This window comes from Pseudomonas sp. NPDC087804 (genome assembly GCF_044742965.1).
Classification (GTDB): domain Bacteria; phylum Pseudomonadota; class Gammaproteobacteria; order Pseudomonadales; family Pseudomonadaceae; genus Aquipseudomonas; species Aquipseudomonas rustica.
In genome coordinates this window covers 22,810-46,884 of the sequence record NZ_JBIUVN010000026.1, presented here as the reverse complement: position 1 = coordinate 46,884, position 24,075 = coordinate 22,810, and the positions used below count along the sequence as shown (strand labels likewise).

Sequence of the window (24,075 nt, the reverse complement as noted above, 5' to 3'; positions counted from 1 at the left end):
CTTGTTATCGGTGAAGGCGCGGCGTCTGCACGCCGCGCCCGGCGTATCAGACGGCGAAGAGCAGGTACTCGCGCTCCCACGAACTGATCACGCGCTTGAAGTTTTCATGCTCGGCCCGCTTGACCGCGACGTAGCCAGTGATGAAAGTTTTGCCCAGGTACTTCTCGATGGTTGCACTGTTTTCCATACGCTCCAGTGCATCCTCGATGGTCAGCGGCAGGCGTAAGTTACGGCGTTCATAACCGCGTCCGACCACTGGCGCACTCGGGTTGAGGCCTTCGACCATGCCGATGTAACCGCAGAGCAGGCTCGCGGCAATCGCCAGGTACGGGTTGGCGTCGGCGCCCGGCAGACGGTTTTCCACGCGACGGTTCTGCGGGCCGGCGTCCGGTACACGCAGACCCACGGTGCGGTTTTCTTCGCCCCATTCCACGTTCACCGGTGCCGAGGTGTCCGGCAGGAAGCGGCGGAACGAGTTAACGTTCGGCGCGAACAACGGCAGCAGCTCAGGGATCAGTTTCTGCAAACCACCGATGTGGTGCAGGAACAGCTGGCTCATGGTGCCGTCTTCATTAGAGAAGACGTTTTTGCCGGTCTCGATGTCGATGATGCTCTGGTGCAAGTGCATCGCACTGCCCGGCTCGCCCGTCATCGGTTTGGCCATAAAGGTCGCAGCCACATCGTGCTTGAGCGCGGCCTCGCGCATGGTGCGTTTGAACACCAGAATCTGGTCGGCCAGCGACAGTGCGTCGCCGTGACGGAAGTTGATTTCCATCTGCGCCGTGCCGTCTTCGTGGATCAGCGTGTCGAGATCCAGTTCTTGCAGTTCGCACCAGTCGTAGACGTCTTCGAACAGCGGGTCGAATTCGTTCGCCGCTTCAATCGAGAACGACTGACGACCGATTTCCGGACGGCCCGAGCGACCGATTGGCGGCTGCAACGGATAGTCAGGGTCGTCGCTGCGCTTGGTCAGGTAGAACTCCATCTCCGGCGCGACGATTGGCTGCCAGCCCTTGTCGGCATAGAGTTTGAGAACTTTCTTGAGGACGTTGCGCGGCGACAGCTCGATCGGGTTGCCTTGCTTGTCGTAGGTGTCGTGGATCACCTGTGCGGTCGGCTCGATGGCCCACGGCACCATGTACACGGCGTTCTGGTCGGGACGGCAGATCATGTCGATGTCGGCCGGGTCGAGCAGTTCGTAATAGATGTCATCTTCGACGTAATCGCCGGTCACCGTCTGCAACAGAACGCTCTCTGGCAGGCGCATGCCTTTTTCGGCGATGAACTTGTTGGTCGGCGAAATCTTGCCACGGGTGATCCCGGTCAAGTCGGCGATCATGCATTCGACTTCTGTGATCTTGTGGTCTTTCAACCAATCGGTGAGCTGGTCGAGGTTGTTACTCATAAATGCCTCTGGGCTGAGTCTCCTGACGCTATGTCAGGCAAAGTTTGACGCCGGGGCGTCGCGATAAAGGGCTTGCTTGTGCGCAGTGCGGGCTTACGCCAGGCACCGCGCATAGACAATGAAAGAGGAGCTTACCTGCCCTTTACGCTGGCGTTGCATTTCCTGTGCACAGTTCAGGCGTGCAGAATCGTGAGCACGGCTTGGCAGCCGGCACAGGCTTTGAGAGTAAAAGAGATCTATATTGGAAGGGGACGCCATAAACAGAGTGCCTTGTCGTACGTCCAGAATATCGGACGCTGCCGTTTTGCCTGCTGCTGACGAGAACCTCGTCGACAGGCTGCGCGCCTTATTGGCGGAGCGTTGGACGGATTTGTCGCCACTGATGTGATAAGCATGCAGACCGGACTGTTGCGAGCAGTCGGTGATGCCGATTAACGGCAGGCGAGACATGAAGCACCCCGGTATTATTGCTGTTATGGGTTTGATCCGAGCTTAGCCTTGTTCATTTTTTTACACAACACCCCCGTAAAAAATACAACACGGCCTGCTCAAGCCCGCGGGTGGCAAGCGTCCCGGCGTCTCAAAAGCGCCCCAAAGTGCCCCATAAATGCCCTTGCAGCGCTTTTTTAGGGCAAAAAAGGCCTCGCTTGACTTCGGCAGGCCGTTCGGGTTGACTGAAACCAGAAAAGATCAATGATTGATATTTTTAACAACAAAGGTGTTGCATCATGTCGGTACCCCCGCGTGCCGTTCAGCTTAACGAAGCGAACGCGTTCCTTAAGGAACATCCTGGGTTCTGTACGTTGACCTTCTGATTGCGGATATGAATGGTGTGGTGCGCGGCAAGCGCATTGAACGCACCAGTCTCCACAAGGTTTACGAGAAAGGCATCAACCTGCCGGCCTCTCTATTTGCTCTGGACATCAACGGCTCCACGGTGGAAAGCACCGGCCTGGGTCTGGACATCGGCGACGCCGATCGAATCTGCTATCCAATCCCCGATACTCTGTGCAACGAGCCATGGCAGAAGCGCCCTACCGCGCAACTGTTGATGACCATGCACGAACTCGAAGGCGACCCTTTCTTCGCCGATCCGCGCGAAGTGCTCCGTCAAGTTGTTGCAAAGTTTGACGAGCTGGGTCTGACCATCTGCGCCGCCTTCGAACTCGAGTTCTACCTGATCGACCAGGAAAACGTGAACGGCCGTCCACAGCCGCCACGCTCGCCGATCTCCGGTAAACGCCCGCACTCGACTCAGGTCTACCTGATCGACGACCTCGACGAATACGTCGACTGCCTCCAGGACATTCTGGAAGGCGCGAAAGAGCAAGGCATCCCGGCCGACGCCATCGTCAAGGAAAGTGCCCCGGCGCAGTTCGAAGTGAACCTGCACCACGTCGCCGATCCGATCAAGGCCTGCGACTACGCGGTACTGCTCAAGCGTCTGATCAAGAACATCGCTTACGACCATGAAATGGACACCACCTTCATGGCCAAGCCGTACCCGGGCCAAGCGGGTAATGGTCTGCACGTACACATTTCGATTCTGGATAAAGAAGGCAAAAACATTTTTGCCAGCGAGGATCCCGAGCAGAACGCCGCGCTGCGTCACGCGATCGGCGGTGTGCTCGAGACCCTGCCCGCGCAGATGGCTTTCCTCTGCCCGAACGTCAACTCCTACCGTCGTTTCGGCGCACAGTTCTACGTGCCGAACTCGCCGTGCTGGGGTCTGGACAACCGCACCGTGGCGATTCGCGTACCGACCGGCTCGTCCGATGCCGTACGTATCGAACACCGCGTGGCCGGCGCCGACGCCAACCCGTACCTGCTGATGGCTTCGGTACTGGCCGGCGTGCACCACGGTCTGACCAACAAGATCGAGCCGGGCGCGCCTGTCGAAGGCAACAGCTACGAGCAGAACGAACAAAGCCTGCCGAACAACTTGCGCGATGCCCTGCGCGAGCTGGACGACAGCGAGGTGATGGCCAAGTACATCGATCCGAAGTACATCGATATCTTCGTCGCCTGCAAGGAAAGCGAGCTGGAGGAGTTCGAACACTCCATCTCCGACCTTGAGTACAACTGGTATCTGCATACCGTTTAAGCGGTTGTAGCACCAAAAAAAACGCCGTCGGCTGATTCAGCCAACGGCGTTTTTTTATGGCCGAACACAAACCTGTGGCGAGGGGATTTATCCCCGATCGGCTGCGCAGCAGTCGTAAACCCTGAGAGCCGGATACTCCTGACACACCGAGTGGGATGGCTTTGGGGCTGCTTCGCAACCCATCGGGGATAAATCCCCTCGCCACAGGGTACTGGCAGACAACACGGAACCCGGCTCGTACAATGCCCGCTGCCCCGCAGGAGACTTTCATGACGCGTCCCGCCCCCGTTCGCAAACCCCGTGCCCGCAGTCAGGCGCGCATCGATTCGATACTCGACGCCGCGCGCACGCTGCTGGCTGCCGAGGGCGTGGCGAGTCTGTCGATCTACAGCGTCGCCGAACGCGCGCAGATTCCGCCCTCCTCCGTGTACCACTTTTTCGCCAGCGTACCGGCCTTGCTCGAAGCGCTGACGGCGGATGTTCATGCGGCGTTTCGCGCCTGCCTGCAAGCGCCGATCGATCACGAAGCGCTGCGCGACTGGCGCGATCTGTCGCGGTTGGTCGAGCAACGGATGCTGGAGATCTACGACGAAGACGCCGCCGCACGCCAGTTGATTCTCGCCCAGCACGGCTTGACCGAAGTGACCCAGGCTGACCGGCAGCACGACATTGAGCTGGGCGACCTGATGCACAAGCTGTTCAATCATCACTTCGAGTTGCCGAGGCTGCCGGAGGATGTTGATGTGTTTGCCTTGGCGATGGAGTTGGGCGACCGGGTGTATGCGCGCTCGGTGCAGCAGCATGGGCAGATCACCCCGCGCATGGCCGAGGAAGGGATGCGCGTGTTTGATGCTTACATTGGGCTGTATTTGCCGCCGTATCTGCCCAAGCGCTGAGCCACGATCGTTCCCACGCTCTGCGTGGGAATGCAGCCCGTGACGCTCCGCGTCACTGGACGCGGAGCGTCCCTAGAGGCATTCCCACGCGGAGCGTGGGAACGATCACAAAAAACCCCGAAGGGCTCACGCCCTCCGGGGTTGTTTTTTACTCACTGGCTTACAACTTGGCGATCGACACCTCGGTGGATTTCACAAAGGCGATCACTTCGCTGCCCACCACCAGTTCCAGCTCCTTGACCGAACGCGTGGTGATCACCGAAGTGACGATACCCGAAGCGGTTTGCACGTCGATTTCCGACAGCACGTCGCCGAGGACGATTTCCTTGATCGAGCCTTTGAACTGGTTGCGCACGTTGATGGCTTTAATAGTCATGATATTTCTCCTGAGGTCGAAATAAGCGGCAAGTGGCAAGCTTCAAGCGGCAAGCAAAAGCACAGCGCGTCTACTTGTAGCTTGTAGCTTGAAGCTCGCAGCTGCTTCATTGCGCCCAACGCAATTGCGTAGGCAGTGGTGAAACAGGTTCCGGCGCCGGCGGTTCGCCGGGCAGGGACAAAACTCGGTTGAGCACTTCGGTTTCCAGCGCGGCCAGTCGGTGCGAACCGCGTACCCGTGGGCGCGGCAGTTCGACGTGCAGGTCAAGGCCGACTTCGCCGTCCTCGATCAGAATCACCCGGTCGGCAATCGCCACCGCTTCGCTGACGTCGTGGGTCACCAGCAACACCGTGAAGCCGTGTTGCTGCCAGAGACGTTCGATCAGTTGCTGCATTTCAATGCGGGTCAGCGCGTCCAGTGCGCCGAGCGGTTCGTCGAGCAGCAGCAGCCGTGGCTGATGGATCAGCGCCCGGGCCAGTGCGACGCGTTGCTTCTGTCCGCCGGACAAAGCCGCCGGCCACTCATTGGCGCGATCGGCCAGACCGACTGCTTCCAGTGCCTCCAATGCCTGCGGACGCCAGTTGCCTTTAAGGCCGAGCCCAACGTTGTCGATGATCTTTTTCCACGGCAGCAGACGCGCTTCCTGGAACATCAATCGGGTGTCTTCCCGCGCATCGCTGAGCGGCGCAGAACCAGCGAGCAAGTCGCCGTCCGTTGGCTGGTCGAGGCCGGCGAGCAAGCGCAGCAAAGTACTTTTGCCGCAGCCACTGCGCCCGACCACAGCGACGAATTGCCCCGCCGGAATGTGCAGATCGATGTCACGCAGCACCTGCCGCGCGCCGAAGGTTTTCTGCAGGTTGCGCACCGCCAGCGGAATCCCGCGCAGCAGGCGTGGAGGTTGTTGAGCGGTCATGCTGCACCTCCTTTGGCAACCTGATAGGCCGGATGCCAGCGCAACCACACACGTTCAAGTCCACGGGCGGCGAGGTCGGCGAGTTTGCCGAGCACCGCGTAAAGCAGGATCGCCAGCACCACCACGTCGGTCTGCAAAAACTCCCGGGCGTTCATCGCCAGGTAGCCGATGCCGGAGCTGGCGGAAATGGTTTCGGCGACGATCAGCGTCAGCCACATAAAGCCCAGGGCGAAGCGCACACCGACCAGAATCGAAGGCAGCGCGCCCGGCAGAATCACCTGCCAGAACAGGCTGAAACCGCTCAAGCCATAACTGCGCGCCATCTCCACCAGCGCCGGGTCGACGTTGCGAATGCCGTGATAGGTGTTGAGGTAGATCGGGAACAACGTGCCCAGCGCCACCAGAAAAATCTTCGCCGACTCGTCGATGCCGAACCACAGGATCACCAGCGGAATCAGCGCCAGGTGCGGCACGTTGCGGATCATCTGCACCGAACTGTCGAGCAAGCGTTCGCCCCATTTCGACAGGCCAGTGATAAAGCCCAAGACCAGACCGATACTGCCGCCGATGGTGAAACCGAGCGCCGCGCGCCAGCCACTGATCGCCAGGTGCGTCCAGATTTCGCCGCTGCGCACCAGGCTCACGCCGGCTTCGATCACCGCCACCGGTGCCGGCAGAATCCGTGTCGACAACCAGCCCGCCGACACCGACAACTGCCACACCGCCAGCAGCAATACCGGCAACGCCCAGGGCGCGAGGCTGTGGATGATTTTCTTCATGGCGCGCCTCAGCTCTGCGACGCTGCTTTGGGAAGAATGTCGTTGGCGACCATCTCGCCGAACGGACTGACGTAACCGGCACTTTTCGGCAGTTCCGGACGCTCGATGTCGAGGTGCGGGAACAGCAGTTCAGCGACGCGATACGACTCTTCGAGGTGTGGATAACCGGAGAATATGAAGGTGTCGATGCCCAAATCCGCGTACTCCTTCACGCGAGCGGCCACAGTCGGGCCATCGCCGACCAGCGCCGTACCGGCACCGCCGCGCACCAGACCGACGCCGGCCCACAGGTTCGGGCTGACTTCGAGGTTGTCGCGGCTGCCACCGTGCAGTGCGGCCATGCGCTGCTGGCCGACCGAATCGAAACGCGCCAGCGAAGCTTGAGCGCGAGCGATGGTGTCGTCATCCAGATGCGAGATCAGCCGATCCGCCGCTTGCCACGCTTCTGCGTTGGTTTCGCGGACGATCACGTGCAGGCGAATGCCGAAGCGTACGGTGCGGCCAAGTTTGGCGGCTTTGGCGCGAACTTGGGCAATCTTCTCGGCGACGGCTGCTGGCGGCTCGCCCCAGGTCAGCACCATTTCCACTTGTTCAGCGGCCAGATCCTGCGCGGCTTCCGACGAGCCACCGAAGTACAGCGGCGGACGTGGTTGCTGGATCGGCGGATAGAGCAGCTTCGCGCCTTTCACGCTGATGTGCTCGCCGTCGTAATCAACGGTTTCGCCTTCCAGCACTCGGCGCCAGATGCGGGTGAATTCCACCGAAGCTTGATAGCGTTCTTCGTGGCTGAGGAACAGACCATCGCCGGCCAATTCTTCTGGGTCACCGCCGGTTACCAGGTTGAACAGCGCACGGCCGCCGGACAGACGATCCAGCGTCGCTGCCTGCCGCGCCGCGACCGTCGGGGAAATGATCCCGGGGCGCAGCGCAACAAGAAACTTCAGACGTTGGGTCACCGGGATCAGCGACGCCGCCACCAGCCACGAGTCTTCGCAGGAGCGGCCGGTCGGAATCAGCACGCCGCCGAAACCCAGACGATCCGCCGCTTGCGCGACCTGTTGCAGATAACCGTGGTCGACGGCGCGAGCGCCTTCGGCGGTGCCAAGGTAATGGCCGTCACCGTGGGTAGGCAGGAACCAGAAGATATTGAGGCTCATGGAGTGGTCTCCTTGGGGATTCGAATTACAGCGCTTTGGCCACAGCGGCCGGTGGTGTCCAGATCACATCCTTGATGCTCAGCGGCTTCGGAATCAGCTTGAGCTGGTAGAACGTGTCAGCGATCTTTTGCTGCGCAGCGACCACTTCCGGGGTCAGGAACAGCGCGCCGTAGCCCTGGCGTTTCACCGAGGTCAGGGTGATGTCCGCCGGCAGGCCGAGCAGTGGCGCGACTTGCTGGGTCACGTCTTCAGGGTTGGCTTTCGACCACTCGCCGACGGCGCGCACTTCCTCAACGAGGGCTTTGATCACCTCAGGATTTTTCTGTGCGTAAGGCTTGGTGGCGAGATAGAACTGGTGGTTGTCGACGATGCCCTTGCCATCGCGCAGGGTGTGCGCTTGCAGTTGTTTCTCGGCGGCAGCCTGGTACGGATCCCAGATGACCCAAGCATCGACGCTGCCACGTTCGAACGCGGCGCGGGCATCGGCCGGCGGCAGGAATACGGTTTGAATGTCGGAGTACTTGAGACCGGCATCTTCCAGCGCACGCACCAGCAGGTAGTGGACGTTGGAGCCTTTGTTCAGCACGACTTTCTTGCCCTTGAGATCGGCCACCGATTTGATCGGCGAGTCTTTCGGCACAAGGATCGCTTCGCTGTTGGGTGCTGGCGGTTCGTAGGCAACGTAGAGCAGATCAGCGCCAGCAGCCTGAGCGAACACCGGTGGAGTTTCGCCAGTGACACCGAAGTCGATCGAGCCGACGTTCAGGCCTTCCAGCAACTGCGGGCCGCCGGGGAACTCAGTCCATTGCACGTCGACGCCTTGGGCGGCCAGACGTTTTTCCAACGTGCCTTTGGCTTTGAGCAGCACCAGCGTGCCGTACTTCTGATAACCGATCCGAAGTGTCTCGGCTTGAGCTTGAGTAATGGCGCCGAAGGTGACAGCCGCAGCAAACAGAGCGACCAGACCACGACGCAAAAATACAGTGCGCATAGCGCTCTCCTTTTTGCTGTTGGGTTTTGGCTGCACCTGCTTAACCGTTAGCGGCTGAGTAAGGTGAAGTACATCAAATGCGGGTGAGGCTTAAATGCTCCAGCGAGCACTCAACAAACGTTCGTTCAACAAGCCCGGTTCCAACGGTTTCGGGCGGCGGGCCATGGCGCCGACAAACTGATCCAGCGCTTCATGCAGACGCTGCTCCAGCGCCGGGGCCAGTTGCGCGGCGGCACTGCCTTCGCCGTAAGCAATCTGGCTGTCCTCGGCGAAAATCCCCTGGAGCATTTCCTGGGCTTTCAATGCCGACAGCACAGGCTTGAGGGCGTAATCGACCACCAACATGTGGGCGATGCTGCCGCCGGTGGCCATCGGCAAAACAATCTTGTGATTCAGGGCACGCTCTGGGAGCAGATCCAGCAGCGTCTTCAACGCGCCAGAAAAAGACGCTTTGTAAACCGGTGTGGCGATCAACAGGCCGTCGGCGTTTTCAATCTGTTGCAGCAGGTCGAGCACCTTCGGGCTGTCGAAGCGGGCATGGAGCAAATCCTCGGCCGGGAAATCCCGAATCTGATAACTCACCACTTCCACGCCTTGCTGCTGCAACCAACGTTGCGAGCGTTCCAGCAGCACCCCGGAACGGGAGCGCAGGCTGGGACTGCCACCGAGTGAGACAACCAGCATTGAGACGATTCCTTAAGCGTTACAGGCGATTCGCGGGTTGCGATCTCGCTTCGATGGGAGTGACCTTACCAGCTGATTTATATATCCATAAATCATATTTATTCATTTGGTTATGCGTTTTGGAGATATGCGGATTGCTTTGTTTCGGGCGAAAAAAAAGGCCGTCGAAACGGCCCGAAATCCCCTGCTTTGTGGATGCCTCGAAAAGATCGCAGCCTTCGGCAGCTCCTACAGGAAGCGGCGTACTCCTGTAGGAGCTGCCGCAGGCTGCGATCTTTTGATCTTAACGATTCGGCTGTGGCGTCAGGCGCAGGTAAGGCTTCACGGCGCGATAGCCCTTGGGAAAACGCTGCTTGATCTCTTCCTCGTCCTTGAGTGAAGGCACGATCACCACCTCATCACCGTCCTGCCAGTTGGCCGGCGTGGCCACTTTGTAGTTGTCGGTGAGTTGCAGCGAATCGATCACCCGCAGAATCTCGTGGAAGTTGCGCCCGGTGCTCGCCGGGTAGGTGATGGTCAGGCGAATCTTTTTGTTCGGATCGATCACGAACAGCGAACGCACGGTCAACGTGTCGTTGGCGTTCGGGTGGATCAGATCGTACAGATCGGAAACCTTGCGATCGGCATCGGCCAGGATCGGGAAGTTGACGAGGGTGTTCTGGGTTTCGTTGATGTCTTCGATCCACTTATGGTGCGAGTCCACCGGGTCGACCGACAGCGCAATGGCTTTGACGCCGCGCTTGCTGAATTCATCTTTGAGTTTGGCGGTGAAGCCCAGCTCGGTGGTGCACACCGGGGTGAAGTCCGCCGGGTGGGAGAACAGCACGCCCCAGCTATTGCCCAGCCACTCATGAAAACGAATCTTGCCGGCACTGGAATCCTGTTCGAAGTCGGGGGCGATGTCGCCGAGTCTGAGGCTCATGGTGCTGCTCCTGATGAGTTGTTGGAGACCTCAACTGTAGCTCGGGATTTGCCATCATGAAAAAGAATAAATAATCAGATATCTAGATCATAAGTGAATATTAAACATCTGTTCACTGGACGCTGAACGGCATCCCGACGAACATCGGTCGCAAGGTTCGAGAAGGCCTTGAGTTGCAGTAAAGAGGGAAATTCGGGGAGGGCTTACGGGGGTGGGCCTGACTCGAAAACGCAAAAGCCCCGTCCGGCGCGATGCCGGACGGGGCTTTTTTACTTCAGATACTTGAAAACGCTATTACAGCAGCGGCAGCGAGTAGCTGAGGATCAGACGGTTTTCGTCCTGGTCGCGCTGACTGGCGATGTCGTTGCGCCACGAAGCGTTTTTCCACATGAAGCCCACGTTCTTCAACGGGCCTTCCGGGATCACGTACGCTACGGTCAAATCGCGTTCCCACTCGGAAGCGCCGTTCGAGGTTTGAACGCGATTGGCGTTGTAGGTATCGATGTTGTCGCCACGCAGGTAAACCATGCCAGCGGTCAAGCCAGGCACGCCCACTTTGGCGAAGTCATAGGAGTAGCGTGCTTGCCAGGTGCGCTCGCCGGCACGGCCGAACTTCTGGATTTGCATGTCGGTGATGGTGTAGTTCGACGAACCGTCGCCCTGGTTCAGCCAAGGGAAGTCGCTGCTGCCGTTGCTGACCTGATAGCCACCACCGAAGGTGTGACCGGCAACGGTGTACAGGAACAAGCCGCTGTACAGGTTGTTGTCGACTTTACCGCGACCGTTGGCGAAACCAGCGTAGCTACCGGTGCTGTAGTAAGCAGGCGTGTCGCCGTTGGCACCGTCATCAGAGCTGTTGAAGTAACGCAGATCGGACTTCAACACGCCCGGGCCGATTGCCCAGTTGTGAACCAGACCCAGGAAGTGTTGCTTGTAGAAATCTTCCAGGTTGCCGTAGTAGTACTGGGCAGTCAGGTCTTTGGTGATTTTGTAGTCACCACCGGCGTAGATGAACTTGTTGCTGTCGCGACCGGTGATGGTTGGGCTGTTAGCGCCACCAATCGACAGTTGCTCGTTGTTGCTGGAGTTACGACCTTTCACGGCTTCGATCTGACCACCGACCAGGGTCAGGTCTTTGATGTCGCCGGAAGTGATCTGGCCACCCTGCCAGGTTTGTGGCAGCAGACGACCGTCGTTGGTCACGATGACCGGCAGTTTTGGCTGCAGGGTGCCCAATTTCAGTTCGGTCTGGGAGATCTTGGCTTTGGCAGTCAGGCCCAGGCTCGAGTAGTTATCAACCGCTTCGCCGTTGGACTTGCTCGGGAACACAGTGCCGCCGTAAGAGGTAGCAGTAGCGCCGTTAGTGCCGCCGCCCGAATCCAGCTTGATGCCCAGCAGGCCGATGGCGTCGATACCGAAGCCGACGGTGCCTTGGGTGTAACCGGAGATGAAACGCAGATCGAAGCCTTGGCCCCACTCTTCGTTCTTGCTCTGAACACCGGCCGCTTTGTTGGCGGGAGTACCAGCAGCGCTGTCACGGTTATCAGTATTGATGTAGAAGTTACGCAGCCCCAGTGTGGCCTTGCTGTCTTCGATGAAACCGGCGGCGCCTGCCTGCTGCGCCATAACCCCTACGGCCACAGCCAGGGCCAAGGTGGACTTGTTCATGTATAGCTCCTCTCGTTTCTAATTTTTGTGTTCCTGGCCCGGGGTCTGATGCCCTGGATCCTAAGATGCGCGATTAGCGCCAGACCGTGACTGACAAGTCAATCGTAACCTCGTGTGTCTACGACCAAGGTCTAATCGCAGTGATTTGGTCCTTGCACAGTACTGATTTCCTGATAACCCCAAAAAGAATTATTTCATTCTTTTTAATACCATTCGAGTATATGGCCCATTAATGGCCACCTGCAGCGGGATACAGGATATCGGCTACTAAGCTCATTCCTAAATGGTATTTGTTAGCCTTTTTTTAGATCGATTAGCTTTGGCGCATTCAAATCACGTCAAACCCTATCCAAAAGGCGACGCCATCATGGCCAAACGCGCACTATCGAGTCAATTTGTTACAGTTTGTGTATCGGCAATATTTTCTTTTTCCGCACAGGCAGCCAACCTCACCGTTGGCTACCAAACCGGTATCGATCCGAGCAAAGTCCCGCAGGCTGACGGTGTCTACGAGAAAACCATCGGCGAGAAGATCGACTGGCGTCGTTTCAACAGCGGCCCGGAAGTTGTGACAGCCATTGCTTCGGGCGACGTGCAGATCGGCAACCTCGGTTCCAGCCCGCTGGCGGCAGCCGCTTCACGCAATCTGCCAATCGTCGCCTTCATCGTTTCGGCGCAGATCAACGCCGCCGAAGCACTGGTGGTGCGCAATGGCAGCGGCATCAATTCTCCGCAGGATCTGGTCGGCAAGACCATCGCCACACCGTTCGTTTCCACCTCGCATTACAGCCTGCTCGGTGCCCTGAAGCATTGGGGCCTCGACGCTTCGAAAGTCAAAGTGGTGAACCTGCAACCGGCAGAAATCGCCGCGGCGTGGAAGCGTGGCGATATTGATGGCGCGTTTGTCTGGTCGCCGGCGCTGGGTGAAATCCGCAAGACCGGCAAGACCTTGACCGATGCTGCGCAAGTTGGCCAGTGGGGCGCGCCGACCTTTGAAGTGTGGGTCGCACGCAAGGACTTTGCCGAGAAGCACCCGGACGTCGTGGCCAAATTCGCCAAGGTCACGCTGGACTCGTTTGCTGATTACGCGGCGCACAAAGACAGCTGGACGGCTGACTCGGTGCCTGTGCAAAAAATCGCCAAACTGACCGGTGCCAATGCCGCCGACGTGCCTGAATTGCTCGCCGGTTCCGCATTCCCGGATGCCAAGGCACAACAGACCACGGCGCTGCTGGACGGCGGCACGGCGAAGGCGATTGGCGAGACGGCGAAGTTTTTGAAGGAACAGGGCAAAGTTGAGACGGTGCTGCCGGATTATTCGCCGTACGTGAGCGCGAAATTTATAGCTGAGTGAACCCAAAATTCATCGCTGGCTTATGCAAAATTTCTCACTGGCTGCATGAAAAACCCTGTGGCGAGGGGATTTATCCCCGATGGGCTGCGCAGCGGCCCTGCTTTAAAAGCGGGGACTGCTACGCAGTCCATCGGGGATAAATCCCCTCGCCACAGGTCACCCCACTCACCACAGATAAATGCTCTCACCACAAGAGCGCCCGCTGAGCTTTACAGGGTTTTTTCGAAGATCTTCGAGTTGCGCTGGTAGTTGTACAGCGACGCCCGTGCCGCTGGCAGGCGCTCGACGCTGCTTGGCTCGAAGCCGCGTTCGCGGAACCAGTGCGCAGTACGGGTGGTAAGTACGAACAACGTTTTCAAGCCCTGCGCCCGCGCACGTGTCTCGATGCGCTCCAGCAACTCATCGCCGCGACGACCGTGGCGATATTCCGGGTTCACCGCCAGGCACGCCAGTTCACCGGCGTCCGATTCGGCAATCTGATACAGCGCCGCACAGGCGATGATCATGCCTTCGCGTTCGACCACGCTGAACTGCTCGATCTCACGCTCCAGCACTTCGCGCGAACGACGCACCAGAATCCCCTGCTCTTCCAGCGGACTGATCAAGTCGAGCAAACCGCCGACGTCTTCAATCGCCGCTTCGCGCACCAATTCGAATTGCTCTTGCGCGACCAGCGTACCGCCACCGTCACGGGTAAACAGCTCGGTCAGCAGCGCACCGTCTTCGACGTAACTGACGATATGGCTACGCGCGACACCGCCACGGCAGGCTTCGGCAGCGGCATCCAGCAGTTCCGCCTGATAGTTGCTGCCCAGACGCTGCAAATGCGCCGGCACTTGTTGCGGGCGCAGTTCGCGCACCAGTTTGCCATTTTCGTCGATCAGGCCGAGGTCAGCGCCGAACAGCAGCAGCTTATCTGCACCCAGATCAATGGCGGCGCGGGTAGCGACGTCTTCGCAGGCGAGGTTGAAGATTTCACCGGTCGGCGAGTAGCCCAGCGGCGACAGCAGCACGATCGAACGCTCATCGAGCAGGCGATTGATGCCCTTGCGGTCGACCCGGCGCACTTCGCCGGTGTGGTGATAGTCGACGCCTTCGAGCACGCCGATCGGCCGCGCGGTAACGAGGTTGCCGCTGGCCACGCGCAGGCGCGAGCCCTGCATCGGCGACGAGGCCATGTCCATCGACAGGCGCGCTTCAATGGCAATGCGTAACTGACCGACCGCGTCGATCACACACTCCAGCGTCGCGGCATCGGTGATGCGCATGCCGTGATGGTAATGCGGGGTCAGGCCGCGCGCGGCGAGGCGGGTTTCAATCTGCGGGCGCGAACCGTGCACCAGCACCAGTCGTACGCCAAGGCTGTGCAGCAAGACCAGGTCGTGGACGATGTTGCCGAAATTCGGATGCTCCACGCCGTCGCCGGGCAGCATGACGACGAAGGTGCAATCGCGGTGGGCATTGATGTAAGGGGACGCGTGACGAAGCCAATTAACGTATTCGGGCATGAACCTGGGCCTGTAATAAATAGCAGCCGGAAAAAGGGCGAAACGGAAAACGCACAGCGGGCTGATGGTTATCGTCGGAACAGGCTTGGCGACACGCGCGCTCTCCTCATGAATACGGGTTCAATTCCCACAAATTTAACGACCTACCCTGTAGGAGCTGCCGCAGGCTGCGATCTTTTGATCTTGAAACCAACATCAAAAGATCGCAGCCTTCGGCAGCTCCTACAAGGGAGGCGTTCAATTCTTCAGGCAGTAATGTTCAATCAGTTGCCGTAATAGATGCACGGTAGGCTGCAAACGTGACATTTCAAGGTACTCGCCGGGCTGATGCGCGCAGGCAATGTCGCCGGGGCCGAGGACGATGGTTTCGCAGCCGAGGCGCTGAAGATAAGGCGCTTCGGTGCCGAACGCTACTGCTTCGGCGCTATGACCGGTGAGCTTTTCGGCGATGCGCACCAATTCGGCGTCTGCATCCTGTTCGAACGGCGGCACTTCCGGGAACAACGGTTTGTAATCGATCTTCACCTGATGCCGCTCGGCCACCGGGTTCAGCTTGCGCAGAATCTCCGCGCGCAGCACCTTCGGATCCATGCCCGGCAGCGGCCGCAGGTCGAACTCCAGCGAACACTGGCCGCAAATCCGGTTGGGATTATCGCCACCATGAATGCAACCGAAGTTCATCGTCGGCTGCGGCACGCTGAACTGCGGGTTGTTGAATTCACGCTGCCACAACAGGCGCAGGCCGCGCAGTTCGCCGATCGCGTCGTGCATCGCTTCGAGTGCACTGTGGCCCAAGCGTGGATCCGACGAATGGCCGCTCTGCCCGAGAATGTCGATGCGCTCCATCATGATGCCTTTGTGCATGCGGATCGGCTTGAGCCCGGTCGGCTCGCCGATCACCGCCGCACGCCCCAGCGGACGCCCGGCCTCGGCCAGCGCGCGGGCGCCGGACATCGAACTTTCTTCATCGCAGGTGGCGAGGATCAACAGCGGTTGCTTGAACGGCTGATCGAGCAGCGGCTGTACGGCTTCGATGATCAGCGCGAAAAAGCCCTTCATGTCGCAACTACCGAGGCCGACCCAGCGGCCATCGACTTCGGTCAATTTCAGCGGATCGGTCTGCCACAACGCATCGTCGTACGGCACCGTGTCGCTGTGCCCGGCCAGCACCAGCCCGCCGGGGCCGCTGCCAAAACTGGCGAGCAGGTTGAATTTGCCGGGGCTGACTTGCTGGATATCGCAGCTGAAACCCAGATCACCCAGCCAGCCGGCGAGCAAATCGATCACCGCGCGGTTGGACTGATCAAGGTTCGGTTGGGTACAGCTGACCGACGGCGCGGCAATCAGCGCAGCGAACTGGTCTTGCATGGACGGCAAAGGCATCGCTGACTCCAACTCCCGATTTGAAGTCCATCATAGAACCATCCGGCGTCAGGAATAAACCGCCGCAGGGCGTAGGACGAATCAGTCCTGTACACTGCACGGCCTTGGCAGCCACATATTCCCCGGCTGCGCTCCCGATCCTGGATTTTCCGGCCATGCAGAAAGAAACCGAAATCAAACTCCGCGTCAGCCGCGAAACCCTCGCTGCCCTGCGCGAGCACCCGTTACTGAAAAAACGCAACAAAAGTGGCTGGGAACGCCGTGAGTTGATGAACCAGTACTTCGACACCCCCGAGCGCGACCTGGCTCAGGCCAAAGTTGCCCTGCGCCTGCGCAAGGACGGTGACGAAGTGATTCAGACCCTCAAGACCCGTGGCCAGAGCGTCGCCGGCCTGTCCGAGCGTAATGAATACGACTGGAAGTTGCCGAAAGCCAAACTCGACGTGAAGAAACTCGACGGCGAATGCTGGCCCGAGTCGCTGGCCGAGCTGGACAAGAAAACCCTCAAGCCGATTTTCACCACCGATTTCGTCCGCGAACGCGCCGAAATCGCCTGGGGCCGTGGCAAGAGCAAAGTGGTTATCGAAGCCGCGCTGGATCTCGGTCACGTTGTAGTCGGCAAGCAGAAAGAAGAAATCTGCGAGCTGGAACTGGAACTGCGCGAAGGCGAGCCTGCTGCGCTGCTGGAACTGGCCGCTGAACTGGCCGCTACCCTCGCGCTGATGCCGTGCGACATCAGCAAGGCTGAGCGCGGTTATCGTCTGTACGACGCCAACAGCTACTCGCTGAGCCTGCCGGCGCCAGAGCTGACCGCGGAAACCCAGCTCGACGATGCTTTTGCCGCGCTGAGCTGGCACCTGCTCGGCAGCAGCCAGCGTCTGGCTGAGCAATATCGTTTCAACGGCCACTGGCGCCTGCTGCTCGACTGGGTCGAGAACCTCGCCGAAATGCGCGCCCTGCTCAGCAGCCTCGGCCAGGCCGCGCCGCGTCAGTCGACCCACGACTTGCGCGTTGCCCTGGATGCCTTGCTGGAAGACTGGCGCCCGCTGGTGCAGGCCGGTATCGAGGACGAAGACGTGCGCAAAGCCGCGCCGGAGCAGTTCCTCGAAGAACTCGAAGACCCGCGTTGGGGCCTGTTCTCGCTGAACACTTCGCGCTGGTTGCTGGCTCGCACCTGGACCGCCGAGCGTAACGTGCGTGGCAACCGTCAGGGCGGCGCGCAGTTGCACAGCTGGCTGCCGCGCACCTTGGGCGAAGAAGCGACGGCCCTGCAATTGCAGCGTTATCAGCAGCAGCCGGAAGATCTGGCTGAACAACTGCCGCGTATCGAGCGCATTCAGGTCTGGCTGCACCACGCACGCAACGTGCTGGAGATCCCGGAAATGGATCGCCTATACGGCGAGTTGAACAAACTGGCACAACTGGCCAACGAGCCGACGATCACTGACGAACTGCTTGATGCACGCAAGCAGCAGGCGATTGCGGTTTACCAGAATCGTGCGTGGAAAATGCTCCTGCGCATGTAACACCGCGAAAAGATCGCAGCCTTGATCGTTCCCACGCTCCGCGTGGGAATGCAGCCCGGGACGCTCCGCGTCCCAAAGCGGACGCAGAGCGTCCATTGAGGCATTCCCACGCAGAGCGTGGGAACGATCAGTTAGCCGCCTTACCTCAAACCGGAAGGCTGGTGGTGGATTTGATCTCCGACAGCGCCACAATCGAATTCACTTCCTGAATCCCCGGCACCAGCGACAACTTCTCGAAGAAGAACCGCTCATACGCCTCAATGTCCGCCGCGACGATCCGCAACAAAAAATCCACCGCGCCCATCAGCACATAACACTCCAGCACCTCCGGAAAGCCGCGAATCGCTTCGGTGAATTCGGTGAAGTTCGAACGCCCGTGCGCGTTGAGTTTGATCTCGGCGAAGATCTGCGTGTTCAGGCCAATCTTCTTGCGATCAAGCAAGGTCACCTGGCCACGAATGATGCCCTCCTCCTTCATCCGCTGAATCCGCCGCCAGCACGGCGATTGCGAGAGGCCGACCTGCTCGGCGATCTGCGCGCTCGACAGTGAAGCGTCCTCTTGCAGCAGGGCGAGAATCTTGCGGTCATAGCTGTCCAGCTCACTGCGCATAGAAAAACCTCTAATCAACCGTCTTGCGAATTGATCCATTCGATCAATCGCCAATATCGCCGATCATAGCCAAGAAATACCCCGCACCGAATGTAAAAATTCCTCCAGAGAATTTGGAGAATCGTCATGCCGCACCTCGAAGCCGTCACCACCACGCCCACCCGCGCCGACGTCTGGAACGTCAGCAATGCCCATTGCCTGGCGCAATATCAAATCCTCGCCGAAGCCGAGCCGGATTTGCTGGTGCGGGTGCTGAATCTGTTCGCCCTGCAATTCCTCACGCCCGAACAGGTCAACGTGCAGCGCATGGACGACCTAATGTCGATCGACATCGTCATGGGCGGACTTAGCTGGCATCGCGCGCAAGTGATCGCGGAAAAACTTCGTAACCTGATCAGCGTCTGCTCGGTGGATCTGCAAAACGCCGACAGCGCTTGGGATGCGCCTGCACAAGCGGCCGGCTGACAAATCCGGCAACGGCTTCGTCGGGTAGTGGCCCAACGGTCTGCCCGGCCGCGACTATCCTTTTGCGCACTGTCGTTTAAAAGGAAGCCCGCATGTCCGTTCAATTCGCCACTCAGGACCGCTGGCTGGAACTCAATGATGTGCTGCGTGAACTGGTCGCCCAAGGCTTTATTTGCCAAGACGCGGCGGAGCAGGCGCTGAATGCGCGCCGCCGTCACGCGGCGAACGGCCAGATGCACCCGCTGGAATTCATCGCCAGCCAGCAACTCGACGACCTCAGCCGTCCGGGCAAACACCTCGACCTGGAAAGCCTGACTTTGTGGCTGGCGCAACAGGCCGGCCAGGCGTATTTGCGCATCGATCCGCTGAAGATCAACGTCGCCGCGATCACGCCCTTGATGTCTTACGCCTTCGCGCAACGGCACAAGATCCTCGCCGTGGCGGTCGACCGTGATGCGGTGACTGTGGCCAGCGCCCAGCCTTACGTCACCGGTTGGGAAGCCGATCTGACTCACGTGCTGAAACTGCCGATCAAACGGGTGGTGGCCAACCCGGCGGACATCCAGCGCTTCAGCGTCGAGTTTTTCCGGTTGGCCAAATCTGTCAGCGGCGCCAGCAATGCCGATGCGCAGAGCGGCAACCTCGGCAACTTCGAACAACTGCTCAACCTCGGCGCCAGCGATCAGGAGCCGGACGCCAACGACGCGCACATCGTCAACATTGTCGACTGGCTGTTCCAGTACGCCTTCCAGCAACGCGCCAGCGATATCCACATCGAACCCCGGCGCGAACAAGGCACCGTGCGTTTTCGCATCGACGGCGTGCTGCACAACGTCTATCAATTTCCGCCGCAGGTGACCATGGCGATCGTCAGTCGCCTGAAAAGCCTCGGGCGGATGAACGTCGCCGAGAAGCGCAAACCGCAGGACGGCCGGGTCAAGACCAAGACCCCGGAGGGCGGCGAAGTTGAGTTACGCCTGTCGACGCTGCCCACCGCGTTCGGCGAGAAAATGGTCATGCGGATTTTTGATCCGGAAGTGCTGCTCAAGGATTTCGATCAACTGGGTTTCAGCGCCGACGATCTGCGGCGCTGGCAGGACATGACCCGTCAGCCCAACGGCATCATCCTGGTCACCGGGCCGACCGGTTCGGGCAAGACCACAACGCTGTACACCACGCTGAAAAAACTGGCGACGCCGGAAGTGAACCTCTGCACCATCGAAGATCCGATCGAAATGGTCGAGCCGGCGTTCAACCAGATGCAGGTGCAGCACAACATCGACCTGAGCTTCGCCGCCGGGGTGCGTGCACTGATGCGGCAAGACCCGGACATCATCATGATCGGCGAGATCCGCGATCTGGAAACCGCCGAAATGGCGATTCAAGCGGCGCTGACCGGGCACTTGGTGCTGTCGACGCTGCACACCAACGACGCACCCAGCGCGATCAGCCGTCTGCTCGAACTCGGCGTGCCGCATTATCTGATTAAAGCCACCGTCCTCGGCGTTATGGCCCAGCGTCTGGTGCGCACGCTGTGCCCGCACTGCAAGGCACCGCAGACGCTGGAGGAAGAAGACTGGCAAACCCTGACTCGCCCGTGGCAAGCGCCGCTGCCGGGCAATGCGCAACGGGCGATCGGTTGTGTGGAGTGCCGCGACACCGGTTATCACGGGCGCGCCGGGGTTTACGAGATCATGCAACTGAGCGACAGCCTGAAGGTGTTCATCACGCCGGACACCGATCTGGCGGCGATTCGACGTCAGGCGTTCAAGGAAGGCATGCGCAGTTTGCGTCTGTCCGGCGCGCAGAAGGTGGCGGCGGGGCTGACCACGGTTGAGGAAGTGTTGCGGGTCACGCCGCAGAGTGAGCTCAAGTAGCCCGTCAGGGAACTGGATCGGGGGCTGGCAATCCAACGCCCTAGTTAACCCCCAGGAGTCACCTCATCATGCGTCTCAAACTTGCTGTCGCCACCTTGGCCCTGCTGTCCCTTCCCGTTGGTTCGGCCATGGCGGACAGCTTTTGGCGTAACGTCATTTCGTCCGGTGCAACCACCGGTTCGACCTACCTGACCTTCAAGGATCACAAGCTGATCATCGCCGCACAGGACGATGCCGGCAGCTTCGTCGCCAGCGACGGCGGCATTCGCGGGCCATACCTGGAAGCCGCGATGCAGAAAGTACGCGCCGACAACCCGGGCCTGCAGGCCACGGACATGGAACTGGCGAATGCGATTCTGGCGAAAAACGCCGTGGCTTCCGAGTAACTCAAATGCCGCTCAATCGAGCGGCATTTTTTTGCCCAAATTTCCGCCACAACACCATCCCTTGTAGGAGTGAGCCTGCTCGCGATAGCGGTGAATCAGCCGCCAAAAATATTGGCTGACACTACGCTATCGCGAGCAGGCTCACTCCTACAGGAGATCTGTGCGTTCTGCGAGTTCAGCGGTAATCGTCCACCGGCACGCACGCGCAGAACAGGTTGCGATCGCCGTAAACGTTGTCCACCCGATTCACCGCTGGCCAATACTTGTGCGCTTTGGTGTGCGCATCCGGGGTAATTCCTTGCTCGATGCTGTACGGCCGCTCCCACACCCCGGCGACATCCGCCAAGGTATGCGGCGCGCGTTTCAACGGATTGTCTTCTGCCGGCCAGTTACCGTTTTGCACCTCGGTGATTTCCGCTCGAATGCTCAGCATCGCGCCGATAAACCGATCCAGCTCAGCCTTCGACTCACTCTCGGTCGGCTCGACCATCAACGTCCCCGGCACCGGGAATGACATGGTTGGCGCGTGGAAACCGTAATCCATTAACCGCTTGGCAACGTCCTCTTCACTGATCCCGGTCTGCGCTTTCAACGGTCGTAAATCAAGAATGCATTCATGCGCCACCCGCCCGTTACGCCCGGTGTACAGCACCGGGAACGCGCCGGACAAATGCTGCGCCAGATAATTCGCCGCGAGAATCGCCACCTCGCTGGCATCGGCCAATTGCGGGCCCATCATGGCGATGTACATCCAGCTGATCGGTAAAATACTCGCGCTGCCCCACGGCGCGGCACTGACCGCGCCGTTCTGCGCCAGCGGCCCGTCGATTAGCACCACCGGGTGATTGGCAACGAACGGCGCCAAATGCGCACGAATCCCGATCGGCCCCATGCCCGGCCCGCCGCCGCCATGAGGAATGCAGAAGGTCTTGTGCAAATTCATGTGCGAGACGTCGGCACCAATGTCCGCCGGCCGCGCCAGCCCGACCTGCGCGTTCAGATTGGCGCCGTCCATGTACACCTGACCGCCGTGTTGGTGGATCACTTCGCAGATTTCGCTGATGCCCTCCTCGTACACGCCATGGGTCGACGGATACGTCGCCATCAAGCACGACAACTTATCCCCAGCCTCAGCGGCTTTGGCTTTCAAATCTTCCAGATCAACGTTGCCCGCCGCGTCGCACTCGACGATCACCACGCGCATCCCGGCCATCTGCGCCGACGCCGGGTTGGTGCCGTGGGCTGACGAAGGAATCAGGCAAATATCCCGCACACCCTGCTGCCGGCTCTCGTGATATTTGCGAATCGCCAGCAGCCCGGCGTATTCGCCCTGCGCACCGGAGTTGGGCTGCATGCAGATCGCATCGAAACCGGTGATCGCGCAGAGCCAGCGCTCCAGCTCCTCGATCATCAGCGTGTAGCCGACGGCTTGCTCGCGCGGCACGAACGGATGCAGGTTGGCGAATTGCGGCCAGGTGATCGGGATCATCTCGCTGGTGGCGTTGAGTTTCATGGTGCAGGAGCCCAGCGGGATCATCGACTGGTTGAGCGCCAGATCCTTGTTCTCCAGTTGTTTGAGGTAGCGCAGCATCTCGGTTTCGCTGTGGTGCGCGTTGAAGACCGGATGGCGCAGGTACGGCGTTGTGCGCTGAAGGTTGTCGGGGATGCCCGAGGTCAGCGCCTCGGCGTCGAGATCGTCGACGCTCAAGCCGTGATCAGCCCCGAGCAAGACATCGAACAGTTTCGCCACGGTCGTTTCATCGCAGGTCTCGTCAAGGCTCAGCCCGACGCGGCCACGGCCAAGAATCCTCAGATTGATCTGCGCAGTCTGAGCGCTTTGAATAATCGCGGTTTGTGCGCCACCAACGTCGAGCGTCAGCGTGTCGAAAAACTGCGCGTTCAGGCGTTTCAGCCCATGCCGTTCAAGCCCCGCCGCCAGAATGCAGGTGAGCCGGTGAACCCGCTGAGCGATGCGTTTCAGACCTTCCGGGCCGTGATACACCGCGTAGAAACTGGCGATATTCGCCAACAGCACCTGCGCTGTGCAGATGTTCGAGTTGGCCTTCTCGCGGCGGATATGTTGCTCGCGGGTTTGCAGGGCCATGCGCAACGCGACGTTGCCCCGAGCGTCTTTCGACACACCGATGATCCGCCCCGGAATCGCCCGTTTGTATTCCTCACGACTGGCAAAAAACGCCGCGTGCGGGCCGCCGTAACCCATCGGTACGCCGAATCGCTGCGATGAGCCAAACACCACATCCGCGCCCAACTCACCCGGCGGGGTCAGCAACAGCAAACTCAACAAATCCGTAGCGACGCACGCCAGCGCTTGTTGAGCGTGCAAGTGATCAATCAATGGACGCAGATCTCGCACTTCGCCGTGGGTGTTGGGATATTGCAGCAGCGCACCGAATACCTGGTGCTGCTTCAAGTTATCCAGAGCGTCGATGATCAGCTCAAAGCCGAAGCCCTCGGCGCGGGTCTGCACCACGGAAATGGTCTGCGGATGACAGTTCTCATCAACGAAAAACAGATTGCTCTTCGACTTCGCCACACGCTTGGCCAGGGCCATGGCTTCTGCCGCCGCCGTGGCTTCATCGAGCAGCGAGGCGTTGGCCAATTCGAGGCCGGTGAGGTCGATGGTCAGTTGCTGGAAATTCAACAGCGCTTCGAGCCGGCCTTGGGCGATCTCCGGTTGATACGGCGTGTACGCGGTGTACCAACCGGGATTTTCCAGCACGTTGCGCAGGATGACGGTCGGCGTCAGGGTGCCGTGGTAGCCCATGCCGATCAGGCTGCTCCACACCTGATTCTGCTCGGCATAACCGCGCAGTTTGGCCAGCGCCGCTTGTTCGTCCAGCGCCGGCGGCAGATCGAGTGCGCGATTGAAGCGGATGCCCGGCGGCACAGTCTGTTCGATCAGTTCGGCGCGACTGCCGAGGCCGAGGCTGTCGAGCATCGCTTGTTGCTCGGCGGCATCCGGGCCGAGGTGACGACGCAGAAAAGCATCGGGATCGCGTAACTGGCTCAAGGACGGCAACTGGGACATGACGGGCTCTCTCTTGGCTGGC

At 59.8% G+C, this 24,075-nt stretch carries 20 protein-coding genes and 1 pseudogene; 7 read left to right on the top strand and 14 right to left on the bottom strand.

Going from position 1 to position 24,075, the window contains the following annotated elements; translation table 11 throughout:
* Positions 1 to 46: 46 nt before the first annotated feature.
* Positions 47 to 1,405: a glutamine synthetase family protein gene (locus ACIOMO_RS23045; protein ID WP_007913846.1), complete on the bottom strand. Its 1,359-nt coding sequence runs from the start codon at positions 1,403 to 1,405 to the stop codon at positions 47 to 49.
* 93 nt (positions 1,406 to 1,498) lie between these two features.
* The gene (locus ACIOMO_RS23040; protein ID WP_156316191.1) at positions 1,499 to 1,855 is read right to left on the bottom strand and encodes a glutamine amidotransferase; all 357 of its coding nucleotides are present in this window, start codon (positions 1,853 to 1,855) and stop codon (positions 1,499 to 1,501) included.
* 278 nt (positions 1,856 to 2,133) lie between these two features.
* On the opposite strand from ACIOMO_RS23040, the pseudogene ACIOMO_RS23035 reads away from it, so the two are divergent.
* Positions 2,134 to 3,509: pseudogene (locus ACIOMO_RS23035) on the top strand (glutamine synthetase family protein).
* 269 nt (positions 3,510 to 3,778) lie between these two features.
* Positions 3,779 to 4,405 carry a TetR/AcrR family transcriptional regulator gene (locus ACIOMO_RS23030; RefSeq protein ID WP_159811925.1) on the top strand — a complete coding sequence of 209 codons (627 nt, stop codon included), beginning with the start codon at positions 3,779 to 3,781 and terminating at the stop codon, positions 4,403 to 4,405.
* 160 nt (positions 4,406 to 4,565) lie between these two features.
* On the opposite strand, the gene ACIOMO_RS23025 is transcribed toward ACIOMO_RS23030, so the two are convergent.
* From ACIOMO_RS23025 to ACIOMO_RS22990, 8 genes are all read right to left on the bottom strand, one after another.
* Entirely contained in the window at positions 4,566 to 4,781 is a 216-nt protein-coding gene (locus ACIOMO_RS23025; RefSeq protein WP_003229256.1) for a molybdopterin-binding protein, read from the bottom strand.
* Positions 4,782 to 4,887: 106 nt separating this feature from the next.
* Entirely contained in the window at positions 4,888 to 5,694 is an 807-nt protein-coding gene (ssuB, locus tag ACIOMO_RS23020) for an aliphatic sulfonates ABC transporter ATP-binding protein (RefSeq protein ID WP_401243749.1), read from the bottom strand.
* Complete coding sequence (gene ssuC / locus ACIOMO_RS23015) at positions 5,691 to 6,473, bottom strand: aliphatic sulfonate ABC transporter permease SsuC (RefSeq protein WP_003229260.1); 783 nt, start codon at positions 6,471 to 6,473, stop codon at positions 5,691 to 5,693. The genes ssuB and ssuC overlap by 4 nt, the downstream gene beginning before the upstream one ends.
* Before the next feature lie 8 nt (positions 6,474 to 6,481).
* Positions 6,482 to 7,630: an FMNH2-dependent alkanesulfonate monooxygenase gene (gene ssuD, locus ACIOMO_RS23010; RefSeq protein ID WP_008085337.1), complete on the bottom strand. Its 1,149-nt coding sequence runs from the start codon at positions 7,628 to 7,630 to the stop codon at positions 6,482 to 6,484.
* A gap of 25 nt (positions 7,631 to 7,655) precedes the next feature.
* Positions 7,656 to 8,621, bottom strand: coding sequence for a sulfonate ABC transporter substrate-binding protein (locus ACIOMO_RS23005; RefSeq protein ID WP_401243747.1), 966 nt, complete (start codon positions 8,619 to 8,621; stop codon positions 7,656 to 7,658).
* A gap of 90 nt (positions 8,622 to 8,711) precedes the next feature.
* A complete protein-coding gene (gene ssuE / locus ACIOMO_RS23000; RefSeq protein WP_008085340.1) occupies positions 8,712 to 9,305 on the bottom strand; it encodes an NADPH-dependent FMN reductase in 594 nt (197 codons plus the stop codon).
* A gap of 283 nt (positions 9,306 to 9,588) precedes the next feature.
* Positions 9,589 to 10,227: a peroxiredoxin gene (locus ACIOMO_RS22995; protein ID WP_159811927.1), complete on the bottom strand. Its 639-nt coding sequence runs from the start codon at positions 10,225 to 10,227 to the stop codon at positions 9,589 to 9,591.
* Between the two features lie 294 nt (positions 10,228 to 10,521).
* Positions 10,522 to 11,895 (bottom strand): OprD family porin, encoded by a 1,374-nt coding sequence (locus ACIOMO_RS22990; RefSeq protein ID WP_401243745.1) that lies wholly within the window; start codon positions 11,893 to 11,895, stop codon positions 10,522 to 10,524.
* A gap of 367 nt (positions 11,896 to 12,262) precedes the next feature.
* Between ACIOMO_RS22990 and tauA the strand changes: the two genes are divergently transcribed.
* Positions 12,263 to 13,249 (top strand): taurine ABC transporter substrate-binding protein, encoded by a 987-nt coding sequence (gene tauA / locus ACIOMO_RS22985; RefSeq protein ID WP_053124853.1) that lies wholly within the window; start codon positions 12,263 to 12,265, stop codon positions 13,247 to 13,249.
* A gap of 209 nt (positions 13,250 to 13,458) precedes the next feature.
* Here the strand turns inward: tauA and argA are convergent, their stop codons facing one another.
* Complete coding sequence (gene argA / locus ACIOMO_RS22980; protein ID WP_053124855.1) at positions 13,459 to 14,757, bottom strand: amino-acid N-acetyltransferase; 1,299 nt, start codon at positions 14,755 to 14,757, stop codon at positions 13,459 to 13,461.
* 237 nt (positions 14,758 to 14,994) lie between these two features.
* Complete coding sequence (gene argE / locus ACIOMO_RS22975; RefSeq protein ID WP_401243742.1) at positions 14,995 to 16,140, bottom strand: acetylornithine deacetylase; 1,146 nt, start codon at positions 16,138 to 16,140, stop codon at positions 14,995 to 14,997.
* 155 nt (positions 16,141 to 16,295) lie between these two features.
* Between argE and ACIOMO_RS22970 the strand changes: the two genes are divergently transcribed.
* Complete coding sequence (locus tag ACIOMO_RS22970) at positions 16,296 to 17,666, top strand: inorganic triphosphatase (protein WP_400754255.1); 1,371 nt, start codon at positions 16,296 to 16,298, stop codon at positions 17,664 to 17,666.
* Between the two features lie 145 nt (positions 17,667 to 17,811).
* Here the strand turns inward: ACIOMO_RS22970 and ACIOMO_RS22965 are convergent, their stop codons facing one another.
* Positions 17,812 to 18,276, bottom strand: a complete 465-nt coding sequence (locus ACIOMO_RS22965; RefSeq protein WP_141125863.1) for an Lrp/AsnC family transcriptional regulator — start codon at positions 18,274 to 18,276, stop codon at positions 17,812 to 17,814.
* A 126-nt stretch (positions 18,277 to 18,402) separates the two neighbouring features.
* On the opposite strand from ACIOMO_RS22965, the gene ACIOMO_RS22960 reads away from it, so the two are divergent.
* The 3 genes from ACIOMO_RS22960 (at position 18,403) to ACIOMO_RS22950 (ending at position 21,004) form a co-directional block, all read left to right on the top strand.
* Positions 18,403 to 18,741, top strand: coding sequence for a hypothetical protein (locus tag ACIOMO_RS22960; protein WP_401243739.1), 339 nt, complete (start codon positions 18,403 to 18,405; stop codon positions 18,739 to 18,741).
* Between the two features lie 92 nt (positions 18,742 to 18,833).
* Positions 18,834 to 20,618: a GspE/PulE family protein gene (locus ACIOMO_RS22955; RefSeq protein ID WP_401243737.1), complete on the top strand. Its 1,785-nt coding sequence runs from the start codon at positions 18,834 to 18,836 to the stop codon at positions 20,616 to 20,618.
* A 65-nt stretch (positions 20,619 to 20,683) separates the two neighbouring features.
* The gene (locus ACIOMO_RS22950; RefSeq protein WP_171057234.1) at positions 20,684 to 21,004 is read left to right on the top strand and encodes a DUF2388 domain-containing protein; all 321 of its coding nucleotides are present in this window, start codon (positions 20,684 to 20,686) and stop codon (positions 21,002 to 21,004) included.
* A 175-nt stretch (positions 21,005 to 21,179) separates the two neighbouring features.
* Here ACIOMO_RS22950 and gcvP read toward each other — a convergent pair whose 3' ends face one another.
* The gene (gene gcvP, locus ACIOMO_RS22945; RefSeq protein WP_401243735.1) at positions 21,180 to 24,053 is read right to left on the bottom strand and encodes an aminomethyl-transferring glycine dehydrogenase; all 2,874 of its coding nucleotides are present in this window, start codon (positions 24,051 to 24,053) and stop codon (positions 21,180 to 21,182) included.
* Positions 24,054 to 24,075: the final 22 nt, after the last annotated feature.

What these genes read in the sequence shown, in the direction of transcription:
- ACIOMO_RS23040 (WP_156316191.1), bottom strand. Translation starts at nt 1,855, where the DNA reads ATGTCTCGCCTGCCGTTAATCGGCATCACCGACTGCTCGCAACAGTCC.
- ssuD (WP_008085337.1), bottom strand. Translation starts at nt 7,630, where the DNA reads ATGAGCCTCAATATCTTCTGGTTCCTGCCTACCCACGGTGACGGCCAT.
- ACIOMO_RS22970 (WP_400754255.1), top strand. Translation starts at nt 16,296, where the DNA reads ATGCAGAAAGAAACCGAAATCAAACTCCGCGTCAGCCGCGAAACCCTC.
- ACIOMO_RS23005 (WP_401243747.1), bottom strand. Translation starts at nt 8,621, where the DNA reads ATGCGCACTGTATTTTTGCGTCGTGGTCTGGTCGCTCTGTTTGCTGCG.
- argA (WP_053124855.1), bottom strand. Translation starts at nt 14,757, where the DNA reads ATGCCCGAATACGTTAATTGGCTTCGTCACGCGTCCCCTTACATCAAT.
- tauA (WP_053124853.1), top strand. Translation starts at nt 12,263, where the DNA reads ATGGCCAAACGCGCACTATCGAGTCAATTTGTTACAGTTTGTGTATCG.
- argE (WP_401243742.1), bottom strand. Translation starts at nt 16,140, where the DNA reads ATGCCTTTGCCGTCCATGCAAGACCAGTTCGCTGCGCTGATTGCCGCG.
- ACIOMO_RS23045 (WP_007913846.1), bottom strand. Translation starts at nt 1,405, where the DNA reads ATGAGTAACAACCTCGACCAGCTCACCGATTGGTTGAAAGACCACAAG.
- ssuC (WP_003229260.1), bottom strand. Translation starts at nt 6,473, where the DNA reads ATGAAGAAAATCATCCACAGCCTCGCGCCCTGGGCGTTGCCGGTATTG.
- ssuE (WP_008085340.1), bottom strand. Translation starts at nt 9,305, where the DNA reads ATGCTGGTTGTCTCACTCGGTGGCAGTCCCAGCCTGCGCTCCCGTTCC.
- ACIOMO_RS23025 (WP_003229256.1), bottom strand. Translation starts at nt 4,781, where the DNA reads ATGACTATTAAAGCCATCAACGTGCGCAACCAGTTCAAAGGCTCGATC.
- ACIOMO_RS22995 (WP_159811927.1), bottom strand. Translation starts at nt 10,227, where the DNA reads ATGAGCCTCAGACTCGGCGACATCGCCCCCGACTTCGAACAGGATTCC.
- ACIOMO_RS22990 (WP_401243745.1), bottom strand. Translation starts at nt 11,895, where the DNA reads ATGAACAAGTCCACCTTGGCCCTGGCTGTGGCCGTAGGGGTTATGGCG.
- ACIOMO_RS22965 (WP_141125863.1), bottom strand. Translation starts at nt 18,276, where the DNA reads ATGCGCAGTGAGCTGGACAGCTATGACCGCAAGATTCTCGCCCTGCTG.
- ACIOMO_RS22960 (WP_401243739.1), top strand. Translation starts at nt 18,403, where the DNA reads ATGCCGCACCTCGAAGCCGTCACCACCACGCCCACCCGCGCCGACGTC.
- gcvP (WP_401243735.1), bottom strand. Translation starts at nt 24,053, where the DNA reads ATGTCCCAGTTGCCGTCCTTGAGCCAGTTACGCGATCCCGATGCTTTT.
- ACIOMO_RS22955 (WP_401243737.1), top strand. Translation starts at nt 18,834, where the DNA reads ATGTCCGTTCAATTCGCCACTCAGGACCGCTGGCTGGAACTCAATGAT.
- ssuB (WP_401243749.1), bottom strand. Translation starts at nt 5,694, where the DNA reads ATGACCGCTCAACAACCTCCACGCCTGCTGCGCGGGATTCCGCTGGCG.
- ACIOMO_RS23030 (WP_159811925.1), top strand. Translation starts at nt 3,779, where the DNA reads ATGACGCGTCCCGCCCCCGTTCGCAAACCCCGTGCCCGCAGTCAGGCG.